Origin of the sequence: Actinoplanes sp. NPDC051346 (genome assembly GCF_040682215.1) — a bacterium.
Lineage (GTDB): Bacteria > Actinomycetota > Actinomycetes > Mycobacteriales > Micromonosporaceae > Actinoplanes.
The window spans coordinates 209,552-225,168 of record NZ_JBFBAJ010000006.1 but is presented as its reverse complement, the minus strand read 5'-3'; the positions used below and the strand labels follow the sequence as shown (position 1 = coordinate 225,168).

At 68.9% G+C, this 15,617-nt stretch carries 14 protein-coding genes; 6 read left to right on the top strand and 8 right to left on the bottom strand.

Annotated elements, in window-relative coordinates:
- Window positions 1–9: 9 nt before the first annotated feature.
- Window positions 10–363, bottom strand: coding sequence for a PepSY domain-containing protein (locus tag AB0M36_RS17245; RefSeq protein ID WP_364158232.1), 354 nt, complete (start codon window positions 361–363; stop codon window positions 10–12).
- Between the two features lie 231 nt (window positions 364–594).
- Here AB0M36_RS17245 and AB0M36_RS17240 point away from each other — a divergent pair, with 231 nt between their 5' ends.
- Together AB0M36_RS17240 and AB0M36_RS17235 are read left to right on the top strand one after the other, a co-directional pair.
- A complete protein-coding gene (locus AB0M36_RS17240; protein ID WP_364158230.1) occupies window positions 595–1,266 on the top strand; it encodes a response regulator transcription factor in 672 nt (223 codons plus the stop codon).
- The gene (locus AB0M36_RS17235) at window positions 1,263–2,690 is read left to right on the top strand and encodes a HAMP domain-containing sensor histidine kinase (protein ID WP_364158227.1); all 1,428 of its coding nucleotides are present in this window, start codon (window positions 1,263–1,265) and stop codon (window positions 2,688–2,690) included. The genes AB0M36_RS17240 and AB0M36_RS17235 overlap by 4 nt, the downstream gene beginning before the upstream one ends.
- Here AB0M36_RS17235 and AB0M36_RS17230 read toward each other — a convergent pair.
- Window positions 2,638–4,560 carry an ABC transporter ATP-binding protein gene (locus tag AB0M36_RS17230; RefSeq protein ID WP_364158224.1) on the bottom strand — a complete coding sequence of 641 codons (1,923 nt, stop codon included), beginning with the start codon at window positions 4,558–4,560 and terminating at the stop codon, window positions 2,638–2,640. The genes AB0M36_RS17235 and AB0M36_RS17230 overlap by 53 nt on opposite strands.
- A gap of 155 nt (window positions 4,561–4,715) precedes the next feature.
- Between AB0M36_RS17230 and AB0M36_RS17225 the strand changes: the two genes are divergently transcribed.
- Entirely contained in the window at window positions 4,716–5,153 is a 438-nt protein-coding gene (locus AB0M36_RS17225; protein WP_364158221.1) for a nuclear transport factor 2 family protein, read from the top strand.
- Here AB0M36_RS17225 and AB0M36_RS17220 read toward each other — a convergent pair.
- The 4 genes from AB0M36_RS17220 to AB0M36_RS17205 form a co-directional block, all read right to left on the bottom strand.
- Window positions 5,107–5,409, bottom strand: coding sequence for a hypothetical protein (locus AB0M36_RS17220; protein ID WP_364158218.1), 303 nt, complete (start codon window positions 5,407–5,409; stop codon window positions 5,107–5,109). The two genes, AB0M36_RS17225 and AB0M36_RS17220, sit on opposite strands and share 47 nt — an antisense overlap.
- A gap of 81 nt (window positions 5,410–5,490) precedes the next feature.
- Window positions 5,491–7,836 (bottom strand): family 43 glycosylhydrolase, encoded by a 2,346-nt coding sequence (locus tag AB0M36_RS17215; protein ID WP_364158215.1) that lies wholly within the window; start codon window positions 7,834–7,836, stop codon window positions 5,491–5,493.
- A gap of 30 nt (window positions 7,837–7,866) precedes the next feature.
- The gene (locus tag AB0M36_RS17210) at window positions 7,867–9,294 is read right to left on the bottom strand and encodes an L-fucose/L-arabinose isomerase family protein (protein WP_364158213.1); all 1,428 of its coding nucleotides are present in this window, start codon (window positions 9,292–9,294) and stop codon (window positions 7,867–7,869) included.
- A gap of 351 nt (window positions 9,295–9,645) precedes the next feature.
- Complete coding sequence (locus tag AB0M36_RS17205; RefSeq protein ID WP_364158210.1) at window positions 9,646–10,284, bottom strand: isochorismatase family protein; 639 nt, start codon at window positions 10,282–10,284, stop codon at window positions 9,646–9,648.
- A gap of 111 nt (window positions 10,285–10,395) precedes the next feature.
- Here AB0M36_RS17205 and AB0M36_RS17200 point away from each other — a divergent pair, with 111 nt between their 5' ends.
- The 3 genes from AB0M36_RS17200 (at window position 10,396) to AB0M36_RS17190 (ending at window position 13,196) form a co-directional block, all read left to right on the top strand.
- Window positions 10,396–11,412, top strand: coding sequence for a helix-turn-helix domain-containing protein (locus AB0M36_RS17200; RefSeq protein ID WP_364158207.1), 1,017 nt, complete (start codon window positions 10,396–10,398; stop codon window positions 11,410–11,412).
- On the top strand, window positions 11,399–12,334 hold the full coding sequence (locus tag AB0M36_RS17195) for a hypothetical protein (RefSeq protein ID WP_364158204.1): 936 nt from the start codon (window positions 11,399–11,401) through the stop codon (window positions 12,332–12,334). The genes AB0M36_RS17200 and AB0M36_RS17195 overlap by 14 nt, the downstream gene beginning before the upstream one ends.
- Before the next feature lie 145 nt (window positions 12,335–12,479).
- Complete coding sequence (locus AB0M36_RS17190; RefSeq protein ID WP_364158202.1) at window positions 12,480–13,196, top strand: peptidoglycan DD-metalloendopeptidase family protein; 717 nt, start codon at window positions 12,480–12,482, stop codon at window positions 13,194–13,196.
- A 17-nt stretch (window positions 13,197–13,213) separates the two neighbouring features.
- On the opposite strand, the gene AB0M36_RS17185 is transcribed toward AB0M36_RS17190, so the two are convergent.
- Window positions 13,214–13,381 carry a hypothetical protein gene (locus AB0M36_RS17185; protein WP_364158200.1) on the bottom strand — a complete coding sequence of 56 codons (168 nt, stop codon included), beginning with the start codon at window positions 13,379–13,381 and terminating at the stop codon, window positions 13,214–13,216.
- A gap of 113 nt (window positions 13,382–13,494) precedes the next feature.
- Window positions 13,495–15,600: a hypothetical protein gene (locus AB0M36_RS17180; RefSeq protein WP_364158198.1), complete on the bottom strand. Its 2,106-nt coding sequence runs from the start codon at window positions 15,598–15,600 to the stop codon at window positions 13,495–13,497.
- Between the last annotated feature and the right edge of the window lie 17 nt (window positions 15,601–15,617).

Genomic DNA, 15,617 nt, shown 5'->3' with positions numbered 1-15,617 from the left:
TCGAAGGTCTCAGTCGTCGGCCAGGATCGCTCCGGTGGTGGCGTCGACGTCGACCTCGTCCTCCCGGCCGGAGCGCTCGAACTTCATCTCCCAGATGGGTGCGCCGCCGGCCTCGTCGAGTTCGGCCTCGGTGACGCGGGCGCCGGGGAAGGCGTTCTCGACGATGGCGGCGGCCTGGGTGGCGTTGACGCGGCGCGGCCCGAATTGGGCGTCGAGGTCCGCGTCGATCTCCAGGTCGAAGGACGGCCGACCAGACGCGGGTACGGCGACGCGCCGCTCGTCGCGGTCCTTGGCGCTGGCAACGGCTGTCCCGGCGAGGGCTAGTCCGACTGCCACGACGGCGGTGATGACGGCTCTGCGCATTGGTTACTCCTTGGTGGGTCGCGTGTCGTGCAGTACGCGTTCCCGGTCGCCGCGGATGGGCGTACGCGAATGCCTGGCGGTGTTCTGGTTGATTCCTGGCCGTCTCCTGGCATTCGGCTCTCTGCCCGCCGGTTCAACCAATCGCGCTGACGGTACGTATCCCTTCCCGTCCGGGATGCCGGATCACGGCTGCCCGGTGCCCGCCGCCCGGCAAGAGCAGGGGATCGTGGCATGAGAGTTCTGCTAGTCGAGGACGACGACTCGATCGCCGAGCCACTGACCGCCGGGCTGAGCCGGTACGGGATGACGGTCAACCGGGTGGCCACCGGAACGGAGGCGCTCGCAGCGCCGCGCGCCGAGATGGTCCTGCTCGACCTCGGGCTGCCGGACATCGACGGCATCGAGGTGTGCCGGCGGCTGCGCCGTAGCGACGACATCCCGCTCATCATGCTCACCGCCCGCGGCGACGAGGCGGACCGCGTCATCGGTCTGGAGCTCGGCGCCGACGACTATCTGGCCAAGCCGTTCAGCATCCGCGAGCTGGTCGCCCGCATGCACGCGGTCGGCCGCCGCACCCGGCCCGTCGCGGCGCCGCGGTCCGAGGACCACCTGCAGCGGCTGGGCGCCTTGACCATCGATCGCCGCATCCGCGAGGCACGGCTGCGCGACGACGTCATCGGCCTCGCGCCGAAGGAGTACGACCTGCTCGTCGTCCTCGCGGCCGATCCGGGCGCGCTGGTGCCCCGCCGGGACATCCTCGAGGCGGTCTGGGAACCGAACTCCTTCGGCCGCGGCAAGACCCTCGACTTCCACGTGGCGAGCCTGCGGCGCAAGCTCGGCGACCCGGCCTGGATCGAGACCCGTCGCGGCGTCGGGCTCCGCCTCGTCGTCCAGCAGCCATGACCCGGCGCCTGCTGCTCACGTACCTCACCTTCGCGCTCTTGATCTTGATCGCTCTTGAAGTGCCGCTCGGGTACGTCTACCACCGCAGCGAAACCCAGCACGCCTCCGCGCAGCTGGAACACGACGCCGAGGTCCTCGCCGCGTTCATCGACACGGCCATGCGCACCGGGCAGCGGGAGCAGATCGACCTGCTCGCGCACGAATCCGCCCAGCGCCTGGACGGCGATGTCGACGTCGTGGACGCCCGAGGGCAGCTGCTGGCCAGTACCCACCCGGACGAACACCCGCCCGGCAGCCTCGCCACCGCGACCGACATCCGCACTGTGCTGCACGGTCAGGGCCGGATCAGCACCCACGTCGCCGAAGCGGGCGCCGTGGGCGTCATGTCCGTGACCGCGCCGATCAATCCGGGGATGGCCGCGCAGGGCGCGGTCCGGGTCACCGTGCCGAAAGGGCCGCTGACGTCGCGGATCGAGCAGTTCTGGCTGCTGCTGGTCGGCGCCGGCGTGGCCGTGCTGGCGGCGGTGGCGCTGATCGCGCTGGCCCTGGCCCGCTGGATCAGCAAGCCGGTACGCGCCCTCGAACTCGCCAGCCGGCGCCTGCCCGACGGAGCGCTGCCGCCACCGACCACGACCGGGCCGCCCGAACTCCAACGCCTCGCCGCCACCTTCCGCGCCACCGCCGAACGGGTGCACAACCTGCTCGAATCGCAGCGGTCCTTCGTCGGGCACGCCTCACACCAGCTCAAGACGCCACTCGCGGCGCTGCGGCTCCGCCTGGAGAACCTCGAATCGGACAGCCCGGCCGGCAACCGGGACCTGCACGCGGCGATCACCGAGACCGACCGCCTCGCGCACCTGGTGGAGACACTGCTGGCCATGGCCCGCTTCGAGCAGAGCGCGTTGCCGCGTGAATCCGTCGTGCTCGCCGACGCCGTCGCCGACCGGATCTATGTGTGGTCGCCGCTGGCGACGGAGAAGCAGGTACGGCTGGAAGCGACGGGCCCGGAGACCGCTGAGGTCCTCGCTGTCGCGGGTGCGGTCGAGCAGATCATCGACAACCTGGTGTCCAACGCGCTGCGGGTGGCGCCGCCGGACAGCACCATCGCGATCAGCTGGCGGCCCGGACCGGACGACATGGTGGAACTCCATGTTGTCGACGCCGGGCCAGGACTCCCCTCCGAGCAACGGAAACGGGCACTGGATCCATTCTGGCGGGCGCCGGACGCCGCCAAGGACGGCACCGGGCTGGGCCTGTCGCTGGTGCGAAAACTCGCGGCCGCCGGCGGCGGCGACGTGGCGCTGCGGGCGGCCGACGGTACGGGAATCGACGCGGTGGTCACCTTCCCGGCCGGCCGGCCCGCCGACGTGGTTAGCGAAGGCCTCGTTGCGCTCCACTCTGGTAGCCCTTGGACTGCAAGGTGAACAGCTCGGTGTAACGGCCGTTCGCGCGCATCAGCTCGTCGTGGGTGCCGACTTCCGTCACAGCGCCGTTGTGCATGACGAGGATCCGGTCGGCGTGGGTGACGTTGGCGAGCCGGTGCGTGATCAGGATGGTGGTCTTGGAGCCCTTCCGGGAACGAATGGCTTGGAACAGCTGGTCTTCGGCCCGGGGATCGAGCGCGGAGGACGGCTCATCCATGATGAGCAGATCGCCGTCCCGCATGAATCCGCGAGCGGCCGTGATCCGCTGCCACTGGCCACCGGACAGATCCTGACCATCGGCGAACGTACGGTCGAGCAAAGTGTCGTAGCCGTGCGGCAGGTCCAGAATCATCTGGTGTGCGGCGGCGAGCGACGCGGCGCGCTCGATGCGGTCGCGGTCCGCGGTGATGGTCAGGTCGCCCATGGCGATGTTCGTGGCCGCGCTGAACGGCCACTTGTGGTGCTCCTGGAGCACCACGCCGATCCGGGCGCGTAGCGCGTCGGTGTCCCATTCCGGCAGCGGCCGCCCGTTCCAGTTGACGACGCCCGTGGTGGGTTCCCGCAGGCCGGCGATCATGGCGGCGAGGCTGGACTTGCCGGAACCGTTCTCGCCGACCAGGGCGATCGTCTCCCCGGCACGGATGGTGACCGAGAGTTCGTCGACGGCCGGCTTGTCCCGGTCGGGGTAGGTGAGGCTCACCCCGCGAACGGCGATCTCTCGCAGCTCCTCCGGTGCGCTCCCCTCGTTGGCCGAGGTCGGCAGATAGGTGGCGGCGCGTTCCAGGAAGCCCACGTACTCGTTGAAGAACTGACCATCGGTGAACATCCGGTCGATCTGGAACGTCGTCTGGGTCAGCGCCCGCTGGGCGGCCTGCACGGCGACCACGCAGGTCGCAGCGGCCGCCAAGGGGATCTGGCCGTCGATCAGCAGCACGCCCAGCAGAATGTAGACACCCGTGAGCGCCAGTCCACCGGTGGCCGAGCCGATCGCGGTGGTCGTGGTGACCCGTCGGGCCAGAGCGAGGTCGACCGCGGTCTGCGCGCCCATCACGCGGTCGTGCTGGTTCAGCAGAAAATTCCGCAGTCCGTACGAGCGCAGCTCCGGCGCGGACACACGCTCCGCCATGAGCTGCTGCAGCACCCACATCCGGCGCCGCCTGGTCGATCCGGCCAGGTAGCTCTTGAACTGCTCGTGCCCGGCGCGCAGTGCCGCATAGGCGGTGGGGACGGTGGCCACCAGCAGTGCGAGCAGCAGCAACGGATGGATCACGACGACGGCGACCGTGACCGCGAGGAGGCTGACCACACCGGCGAACAGGTTGATCGTGTTCTCGACGAGGTCGATGGCCGCTTCCGAGCCACGGGTCGCCCGTTCCATCCCCTCGGAGAACGCGTCGTCGTCGAACGCCTCCAACCGCACCGCGGTGGTGTGCTCGAACAGCTGCCGCTCGACCTCCTGGTTGACCCGGGGAGTGAGCCCGTTGAGCGCGTACCCGGTGGCGATGCCCATCGCGCCCCGGATCGCCGTCGCCGCACCGAGCAACACCAGCGCCGGCAGAGCGGCGCGTACCCGATCCGGGGTGGGGCCGCCGGCGAACAACTCGATCAACACGCGTTGAGTGGCAAGGAGCCCGAACGTGGCCATCACGCCGGCCGCGATCGTCACGGCGGCAACGGTCGCGGTTCGGAGCCGGTCGGTGCGCCAGGCCATGCTGACGGCCTTGGCGGCCAGGCCGGGAATCTCGGCGAACACGCCGAGGATGCCGGTCTCCGCTCGCGCCCGTACTCCGGTCTCCCACCAGGTCGGCCGCAGCTCGGGCAGTACGAAGTCGTCCGTCTCGGGTCGCTGCTGCCTTGGGCTGGTCGTCACCCGGTGACCTCCTGGAACGTGGCCTGAGGCGACGGTAGAGGCACGAGGGTGCGGCGCAGTGTCACGACGCCGACAGGTGCCCCGATCGGTTGCCGGCCGGTGGAACGTGTTCTAATCTCGGAGGCATTCCGGATGTTCGGCACGGGAGGCATGCGATGGCGTCGGGAGTGTTGACCGTCCGCGACCTGGCTCGGCGTTCTCAGGCGGCGGCCGGGGCCAAAGACCGCGAGGGCTGGCTCGGGCTGTTCGCCGACGACGCGATCGTCGAGGACCCGATCGGTCCGTCCCCGCTCGACCCGGACGGTCGCGGACATCGCGGTTCCGCGGCCATCGCCACCTTTTACGACACCGTGATCGGGCGCGTCGAGGGGATGCGCTTCGAGATCGAGCGGTCCTACCTGTGCGGCGACGAGGTCGCCGATGTCGGCAGCATCCACCTCACCCTGCCGGGGGGACACCACTCCGAGGTGCGCGGCGTCTTCACCTATCGGGGAGACCGCAACGGCAAAATCGCGGCGCTGCGGGCGTACTGGGAGTTCGGCAACATCATTCAATCGACCGACTCTCCGGACCGGCGTACTCCGTCAACGTGAACCGGTCGACTTCCCCAGCGGGATGCACGTTCACGGTGATGGTGCTCTCATCCTCGAATCTGAGCTCGAAGACCGGATCCATCTCGCACAGGAAGGCGAACCCCTCGCGCTCGTCCTCGTCATCGGTGAGCAGGCGGCCCTCGGCACTCCAGCCCGTGTCTGTAGTGGCGATGGCCACCGCGACTTCGACGCTGGCGAGCAACGTCATGGAGTTGGCCCACCAGTCCAGGTGGCAATGACCCTCGAAGCGTTCCATGGTCCCCATCATCCGGCAGGGCCATCGCACGTCGCGGTGCAACGGCCGCGGGCCAGGTGTGGCCCGCGGCCGGCCGAGGGGTCAGGTGGTGAGGTAACAGCTCTTCACGACACCGAAGATCGGGTCGAGGCCGAAAGAACTCGGGTTGCACGGTGCGGCGTCGGTGAAGGACTTGTAGACATAGCGACCGGCCGCGCCGTATGCCACGGTGCGGAAACCGCTAAATGAACACGTGCCGCTCTCGCCCGCACAGGCGGTGCCGAAGCCGACCGGGCCGCCGGTCTGTGTGTAGCAGGCGTTGGTCGCACCGGCGATCGGCGCACCACCGAAGTTGGTGGCCGAGCAGGTCACCGAGCCGTTGATCTGACGGGCGTAGTAGGCGCCGCTGGTGCCATAGAAGACCGTCTGCGGACCGTTGACGGTGCAGGTGCCGCCCTCGGCGGCGCACTGTTGCCAGTTACCGGCCGGCGCGGCGGCAGTGGTGGTGTAGCAGGCTTTTGTCTGGCCGCTGATCGGGTCGCGGCCGAACGCGGCGCTGGTGCATGCGGTGCCATTGGTGGCCAGCCGGAACACGAAGGCGCCGTTCGCGCCGTACGCGACCAGCTTGGGGCCGGTGAAGGCGCAGTTGCCGCCCTCGGCGGCGCACTGGCTGTGTCCGGCGGGTCCGCCGGCCGGCGCGACGTAGCAGGACTTGAGCACCCCGTAGACCGGGTCGCCGCCGAACGCGGCGATGCCACAGGCGGTGCCGCCGGTGACGGTCTTGAAGCGGTACCCGCCGGCGCCGTAGGCGACCACGCGGGTCCCGGTGAACGCACAGGTGCCGCCCTCGCCCGCGCAGCGGGTGTAGCCGGCGGGCAGTTCCTCGGCGACGGCGGCGGGTGCGGCGTTGACGTCGGTGGTGAACTTCAGGTCCCGGGACGACTCAGCGGTGAAGCTACCGCCGCGATTGACGCTGTAGCTTTCGACGCCACCCTGGTACGGATCGAAGTCGTTGTACTCGAAGCCGTAGCAACCCGCGGTGGTGCTGGAGCGCAGCCTGATCGTGTACGTGTGGCCGGCGGTGACGGCGACGTTCGGATGCGCGGCCAGCACCGTCGGGGTCCACGGCACCGCGCCGGCCGGGATCGCCGTGGAATGCAACAGCGTGCCGGTCGCGGCGTCGACCACGTCGACGATCAGGGGCGCGGTCGGCTGGTTGCGCTGGAAGGTGGTCATCGACGCGCTGGTGAGCACGCCCGTACGCGACGGGGTGAAGGTCTGCTGGCGCCACACGTTGCCGGCGATGTCGCAGTGGTGCCGGAAGCGGTCGAAACCGCTGTGCTGGTCCTGGTCGGCGGTGACGGTGTAGGCGCCGACGGTGGAGCCCGGAAGGGTGGCGGTGAAGGAGTTGACGCACTGGACGGTCTGCAGCGTGCCCTGCGCGTCGAAGGCGAGCGGGCCGAGGAAGAAGTTGGCCAACCCCTGGTTCGGGTCGCGGTAGGCGCCCCACCGGTCGGAGACGAAGTAGTAGTCGGTGCCGCCGGTACGGTTCACCGGCAGCACCGCGAGCGGCTGGCCGCCGCAGTTGTCGGCGTTGACGATCCGGGCCCTGTTCCGCGGCTGGGGCCGGTTCTCGTAGATGTTCCAGCCGTTCGGGTCGTACCAGACGCCGGACCACGGCCCGAGCATCGAGGTGGCGGTCACCTCACCGGTCGCGCCGGCACAGTAGGCGCAGGTCGGATCGGACATCAGCACGTGATAGACGCCGTCGCGCTTGAACGGCGCGAACGCCTCGACGTTGCCCAGCCCGAGCCGGACCGCCTCGCCGGTGGTGGTGAGGTAGTTCGGGGTCAGCTTCTCCACCACCATGTCCGCGGTCATCCCGGACGGGACGAGCGTCGTGTTGTGGATGACGTAGCCGGTGCCGTCGCTGTCGACGAACAGCGCCATGTCGACGCTCTGCCCGATCGCCAGCGTGGGATTGGCCCGCCGGGTGAACAGGCCGGTCGGCGAGGGGCTGGTGAACACGCCGTAACTGTTGCCGAGGCCCATGTCCGCCCACAGCACGTAGGTCGACGTGCTGGCGTTGTAGACGACGTGCGGTCGGAAGCAGTACGCGCACTGGCCGGGCTCCACGACGTATCCGCGGTCGGTCCAGTGCACCAGATCCGGGGAGCTGTAGACCTTGTAGCCGCAGAAGCTGCTGTTCTGGGTGTAGCGGTAGCCGCACGAATAGCTGGTGCCGTAGAGGTAGTACAGGTCACCGACCTGCACAATGGAGCCGTCATGCGCGTCCAGGGCGTTGCCGTCGACGTCGAACCGGCTCACCTGAGCGCCGTTCACGTCGCTGTTCACCACCGTCACCGCGATGTCCGCGTGTGCCGCGCCCGGAGTCAACCCGGTCGCGGCCAGCACCGCGCAAACGATCGCCACCAGTGCTCGTCTCATGTCACCCTTCCTCCAGAGTGTTCTCGAACATCACACGATCGTCAGCCGCAGCCCGAGGAGGTCAGCGACGGCGCGGAGTTCCCCGAGGCGATGGCCGGTGCCGAGCGCCCAGTGATGGGCGATCCCGGTCGCCGACCATTCGTCGGTCCACTCCCCCGGGTCGCGCCCGAAGTCGACGCGCGACGTGGTGTTGCCGATCCGCAGCAGCGGTCCGGGCACGACCGTTCCCTCGGAAGCGACGAGGGAGAAGGTGCCGTGCCGGTCCTGGGCGAGCCCGCAGGCGGTGACCGGGCCGTGGTTGACGTCGAACTCGACGGACACGCCCCAGCCGCGCTTGCCGTGATAGACGCCGAGGCCGCGCAGCAGCGGGCGGTGGGCGCTGATGGCGAGGTGCGCGGGGCCGTCGTGGCCCATCTCGACGACGTCGTCGACGAAGTTGAGGGCCTGCAGCTCGGTGAAGGAGCCGCCGGCGCCGAGCCGATCCATGACGAGCATCGCGAGGGAGGTGCGCAGCTCGTACTCGCCGCAGGCCGGGACGCCGCGCGCCGTCAGCAGCGACGCGCCGAGGATGAGCCCGGCGCCGACCCGTTCGTGGGTCTCGCCGTCGAGGCCGCGGTGGTAGTAGGCGAGCGAGTCGAGGGCGAAGTCCTCCACCAGCCGGTCCAGTCCGACGGACACCTGGGCGCCCCAGCGGAAGTCCGCTTCGACGACCGAGTCGTCGAGCTGGAAGAGCTCGCGGGCAAGTGCCATGCGGGCTTCGGTTTCCGCGTCGGTGACCTTCTCGATCCGTACGCGGAGGTCGTCGATCTCCAGGATCTCGACGTGGCCGCCGAGCTGGGCGCAGACGAGTGTCGGATCGGTGGAGACGTCCATCATGCCCGGGTACAGGTGGCCCATGAGCCCGTGCCGGCCGTGGCGGAACGCGGACCGCACGCCGGCGGCCTTGATCCAGCGTTCGATGCGGGTCCAGGCTCGTTCGTCCTCGAGGTAGCCGGAGACGGAGCGGAACTCGATGCCGCAGCGGCGGAAGGCGTTGGCCATCTCGGGCAGCGGGCAGGCGCCGCAGTACGCGAGCCAGGCGCCGGTGTCGAAGGTGGCGTGGTCCATGACCTCGGTGGGCTGGAGATTGAGCAGCAGGACCGGTGCGCCGGTCCGCTGCGCGACCGGCACCAGCATGTTCGCGGTCATGTACGTGGTGAGGAAGCCGACGATGAGGTCGCAGTCCGCGACTCGCAGTCTTTCGGCGGCGGCCGCGCCTTCCCGCGCGTCGGAGATGAACCCGACGTCGACGACCTCGCAGTCCAGCCGCGACATGCGCTGCGCGACCCGTCGCGACGACGCCCGCAGCTGCGGCAGGAGCTCGGGGAACTGCGGCCAGTACGCGCCGAGCCCGCCCGCGACGAGGCCGATACGGGTCTTGCGCGGCGTGATCCGCGAGACGCCAGGTCGTTCGGTCATGACGTACCTTTCGGATGCCCATGAGCGTTATGAAACGTTTCATGAATGAACGCGCGAACGGCACGATCTCACCGTCGGTTGTGTACTCGCCGAGCTTGCGAACCCTACGCACTGGCGCAATTGGCTAGGCAGGCCGGGGCCGATGAAGCGGTCTGGATGAAGCTGGCTGCATTGAAACGTTGTGCCGAAGCCTACGGCAAGCGACCGCGCGGGCCAACCCCCGTGGCCCGCGCTCCTCCCGCCCGCGATCGCGAACGCCGACCACCGAAGGGAACCACGGTGAACGCGGTGACGATGTGCTGGCGGGAGGTCAGCGTCGTAGTCAGCGGCTCGGGCGAGAGCAGGTGTCGATCAGGCTTGCCCGGCGCGCCGCGCACCGGTCGCGGCGGAGGCGCGGAGGTCGGACTTGGGCAGTGGATGCCGAGCGGCGACGGCGTCGGACCAGGTCGCGGTGTCGGCGACGGCGGCGAAGTTGGAGTGGAACAGTGCCATCAGGGTGGTGTGGACCGTCTTCGCGTCGGCGAAGCCGGCCTCGTTGGCGATGTTGATCGCGCCGGTGGCGTCGGAGAGCACCTCGACGGTCAGGCCGTGCGTTTCGGCCTCGGCGGCGGAGGCCAGCACGCAGTTGTTGGTCATGTAGCCGACGAGGGTGATGGTGTCGATCTGGCGCTCTCGCAGAAACGGGAGCAGATCGGTGCCGGCGAACACGGTGCTGTACTGCTTGACGATCGTTTTCCACTCGCCGGTGCGGCGGCGTTCGATGTCTGGGTGCAGTTGGAAGCCCGGCTGGGTGGGGTTGAAGATGGGCGCGCCCTCGCCCGATGTGTGCTGCACCGCGACGACGGGAATGCCCGCGACGGTGGCCGCATCGATCGCGTGCGCGATCCGGGGCAGCGAGTCGGTGTGCGGCGGATACTGGATCTCCAGCGGGCCGCTGAAGTACTCCTGCTGCACGTCGATGACGATGAGGGCGCGGCGCGGGGTGGTCATGACTGGTGTGCTCCTTGGTGTCGGTGCCGTTGCTTCCGTGGGCGACACATCGAGTCTGCGGGCCGGCAACGTCGCGGGCCATTGGCACACGTGCGACGTTACGATGAAATCGTGCCAACCTCCGGAGACGCCCTGCGAGTCGCTGTCTACGCCTTCGACGGCATCACGATGTTTCACCTCTCCGTGCCGCAGCTCGTCTTCGACGAGGTCAGGCGGCAGGGCCTGGGCGATTGGACGACAGTGCTCTTCTCCGACCGCGCCGGGTCAGTCCGCACCGCAGAGGGTTACCCGATCGGCGAGGTGCGCGGTCCGTCGGCGGCCGAGAAGGCCGACGTGGTGGTCATTCCTTCCTGGTTCGAGGACGGTCGTGCGGCGGGTCCGGCACTGCGGCGACTGCTGACGAAGGCCCACGATCGTGGCGCCACGATCGCCGGTCTGTGCCTGGGCGCCGTCGCCGTCGCCGACGCGGGCCTGCTGTCGCGGCGTACGGCGGTGACGCACTGGCAGGCCGTCGACATGCTCGCCGCCCGGCACCGCGACGTCGCCGTGGACGCCTCGGTGTTGTATATCGACCACGGCGACGTGCTGACCTCCGCGGGCACGGCCTCGGCGATCGACGCCTGCCTGCATCTGGTCCGCGGCCGGCTCGGCGCCGCGGCGGCCAACCGGGTGGCCCGCAGCCTCGTGGTGGCCCCGCACCGTGAGGGCGGCCAGGCGCAGTACATCGAACGGCCGCTACCCGCGCAGTCGGCGAACGACCCGATCGCCCTCGTGCTGGACTGGGCGCTGCGGCACCTGGCAGAACCGCTTCCGGTCGAACGGCTGGCCGGCGTCGCACACCTGAGCCGGCGCACCTTCATCCGGGCGTTCCAGGCCTCCACGGGGGTCACCCCGGCGGTCTGGGTTCGGCGTCAGCGCCTCGACGAGGCCCGCCGGCTGCTGGAATCGACGGATCTGCCGATCGACCAGGTCGCCGCCGCCTGCGGTTTCGGCAGCACGGTCACCATGCGGCAGAGTTTCGCCGCGGCCTTCGACACCTCGCCGTCGGAGTACCGCCGACGCTTCGACGCCCGTACCGAAAACAGCCGTGCCGCTGCCCGCACAGGCTTGAGCCTTGAGGTTCTCTAAAGTTCGCCTGGAACCAGCGTATAAGCCGGACGGCGGCACCAGCTGGCAGGTCGTCGCGGTCGACATCACCGGGTCGTCGGTGTCGGTGCCGCGGTGGTCGCTGCCGGGCAGCACCACCGCGAAGCTCAAGGTGATCGCCAGCGACGGAATCCGCAGCACCGCCGCGGCCTCCGAGACGTTCTCGCTGCGCCAAGGCCGGAAGCACCGTCCCGCTCAAGTGGTCGATCTCCGGTCCGGGCGTCAACGCCGGCACCATCAAATCGGCCAGGTTCCTGAACGACGGCGCGAGCTACAAGATGGTCAAGTCCGGCCCGCACTGACACCTCAACGTGCAGACTCCCAAGACATGGGCGGCAACCAGCCAGGTCTTTCGGATCACCCTGGTCGACGGGTCCACGCACGAACCGCAGTTCACCCTGAAATGAGCCGGCCCCGGCCTCGGCCAGCCGTAGCGGTGCGAGCAGCGGGAATGCTGCTGCTCGCACCGCTGCTGCCCGCATGCACCCCGACAGCCGAGCCGTCGACCGGCGACAACGGCCTGACCGGCACGGCCGTCGTCCTCGACGACACCGGCCTGTCCGACTCACCGATCGAAGAGGGCTGGATCATCGCCGTGCCGGAAGCGGCCGTCGACGACCTGTGGAGCGCCGCCGGCGTCGCTCCGCCCGAAGACATGCCCCACGCGAACATCCCGCTCAGTCGCGACCAGGTGACCCGGGCCGGCGGAGTGATCGCCCCTCTCGACCGCGAAGGCCGGTTCGCCCTACCCGCCAAGGAAGGCGGGTATCTGCTGTGCCGCCTCAAGCAGACCGAATCCGGGGGCGAGAGAACGCGAGGCTGCGGGGTCTTGACTCTGCCCGCAGCCGGCAAACTACGCATTACCGACGGGGAAGGTGGCTTCCACGCGGTGCTGAAGGAGTAGCGGCTCGAGCGGCCGCACAAGCCTTCTGTCGACGATGCTGGGCGGCGCCGGCAGGCACGGGAGAGGCTCCGGAGTGACCACCGGCACACGCGTACAGCGGCATTTGGCCTGATTAGGGGTCAGGCGCTTCTGTCAAGATCGAATCATGATCTTGATCCGTCGCTTGTCTGGGTTGACCGCTCTCGCCGTGTGTCTGGCCGGCTGCGCCAGCACCGCCGGAGGCGTACCGGAGGCCGCGACGCCGCAGCTGGTGCGGCCAGCCGCGGCCATCGAGCCCGTCCCGCGGGTGGCGTCCGGTGCGGTACCGGCGAATGCCTCTAGCGCCGCGATCACTGTCAGCAAGCCGGCCACCACCCACCGGTACGCCTTCCCGGTGCGCGCGTCGAACGTGTCGTTCCACAAGACCCACTCCGGCTACCCGGCGACCGACATATTCGCCGCTTGCGGTAAGTCGGTGGTCGCCACGACCAGCGGAGTGGTCCTGGAGATCAGCAAGGTGGACAAGTACGTCAAGGGCAAGCCGGACGGCCCGCGCAACGGCGGCAAGTTCGTCTCGATCAAGGGCGACGATGGTGTCCGCTACTACGGCTCGCACCTGAGCAAAGTGCAGTCCGGCATCAAGCCGGGCGTCCGGGTGAAGACGGGCCAGGTGCTGGGCAAGGTGGGACACACCGGCAACGCCAGCGGCGTCTGCCACCTGCACTACGGAATCTCGCCCCCGTGCAAGAAGACCGGCGACTGGAAGGTCCGCCGCGGCGTCGTCTGGCCCGCGACCTATCTCTCCTCCTGGCGCAAGGGCGGGAAGAAGAGCCCGGCCGCCGCGGTGAAGGCATGGAACAACAAGCACCACTGCAAGGCCTGACGCCGGCACCCGGCCGATCAGGTCGTCGGTGACAAGCCCGGCCCGTCGAGCAGCGTGTCGAGCGTTTGTTCTCCCGTACGTGCCAGTTCTTGCCGTTCGGTCTCGTCGAGGTTGTCGTAGGTGCCGTTGATCGCGGCGGTGGTGTTGTACACCCCGTGCGCGATCTCGGTGACCGCTTCCGCCACTCTTGCGTTTCTACGTGGCATGGCGGCGACCATGGCAATGAATCACGGCAGGAAGAAGATCACGGGGGCTTCAGCGACGGTAACGAACCCTCGACGGTCAGGAAGGAGCAACGCTACTGAGCTGTGTGCTTCCTCAGGTATTCCAGCTGTTCGGCGGGCAGCGGCGGAACGTCGGGCACGTAGTCCGTGCCCTTCTTGACGTAGAAGTCATTGCCTTGGCTGATCATGAAGTCGACGGCGGAGCGGGAGACCACCAGGTGCCTGTTCACCTTGAACCCGCCGAACGCGTTGATCTCGAACTCCCCGTCGAACTCCCATTTGCCGTTCCCGACCGGGTTGTACGCACCCTCGTACCGGTAGACGATCGGCCAGGTGCGCGGGTCGGAGCCGCTCGGAGGGATCGTGTTCATCCGGGTCACGGTGACCGCGGCGTCGGAGTGGGTCCAGTCCGAGGAATTGGTGAGATCCCGGCTCAGGATGACTGTTCCGACCTCGCCGTAGGCGTTTCCCTCCCACTCGACGATCAGCTCGGCATTCGCTTGCAGCGCCTTTCCCGGCTGGAGGCTCAGGAACGTACGGCGGTGCTTCGATGTCGCCGCCCGTGCGCCGGGCATCTCGCGCCGCGCGTCGTCGGTGAGCAGTCGATGTGCCTTGTCATAGGTGAGCGAAAGGCTTCCGGACGCGGCCGACAGGCCCGCTTGCGCGACTGAGATGGCTCCCAGTCCGATCTGGATGGCGTCGACCAGTGCGATGGCCGGCAAAATCTGCTGGTACGACATATGGCCGAGGGGCACGGCCAGCGAGCCGCCGCCTTCATACAACGACTGGGTCAGGACCGGAGCGTCCGGCGAGCGTTGGTAGAGATCCGCCTCCGCCTGCCGGCGCTGCACCAGCTCGTCGAGCTGGACGACCTGCGTGCCGCGCCGGGCCCGTACCCATTTGTTGAGCTCGGTCGGGATCTGGGCGTGGGCGCCGTCGCGCAGCAGCCGCACCAGCGTCGAGGCGCGGAAGGCGTTCATCCCGATGCCGAGCATGAAGCAGGCGAGCGCGTCGACCTGGTTCTGGTTCAACGGTACGGAGACCGTCTCGGTCAGCACCTTCGCGGCGTCCGCGGCACGCTGCTCCACGTCGACACCCTGCTCCCACCGCCGGATGAACTCCAGTCCGGCCGGCGAAACCGCGCGCGTCGATCCGTTGACCGCGACCGGGCCGTCGAGGGTCAAATCCGACAACGGTACGACCATCGTCACCAGCGACGTGGCCCCCGCCGATGTGCCGAATGACAGGGCGTCCGAGGCGATCGTCAGTCCGCCCTGTCCCTTGACGACGGGTGCGCTCGATCTGATGGCGGGCAGCGCGCTGACGTCGATGCTGCTGCCGAGGCCGCCGCCGATCACCGGCACCTTGCTGAGGACCGACCGGAGGGCCTCGTTGATGAGGCCCACCGTGCGGTGGTAGGCGGTGGTGATCGCGGTGTCGAACCCCTGGCCGGCCTTCCAGTTGTTCCAGAAGAAGAACGTGGTGGGTTCGGGAAGGACGTTCAGACCCACCGAGCCGGAGACCACCTGGGCGCCGGCGTCGAGCCACGCCTGGTTCAGGGTGGCCGCGTAGCAGTTCATCATGTAGACGGTGCGCAGCGGGAGTGCCTTGGCGAACTCGGTCTTCCAGCCCCGGATCATCGTGTCGTCGATGTCGGCGCCGCCGTCGTTGATGGCGATGGTCCGCTCGCCGCCGTGGGTCAGGACGTACAGATCGATGATTTTGCCGGCACGGGCGAGCGCGAACAGCTTGGTCTTGAGGTCGTTCGCCAGGGAGGTGCTGTTGCGCAGCACGGTGACGTCGGCGTAGAGCGCCGGTTTCGCCTGCTCGTAGCGGGCCAGGGCCAGTTCCGCCGTCTCCAGCAGGTTGTCGGTGACCTTCTTCAGTTCCTGCCGCAACCATGACACCGCGTCACGCTTGACGGATTCCGGGATCAGGCCCGCTCCGGGCAGCTCCCGCAGAATCGTGTCCACGAGTGCCGGCAGGCCGAGGTCGAGCCCTCCGTTGTCGAGCAGGACGACGAGCGCGCGGTCGGTGGACGCCATCGTGCGGGAGATGCTCTGCGCCGTCGCACGGCCGTACCGGACTCTCGGCTGCACCGCCGTCCGGGCACCGCGCCCGGCCGACGCCGGAACGCGTTCCAGGTAGTCGCTCATCTCCGCGAACCGGTTCCGGGTCATGACGCTCTCCTTCGGGT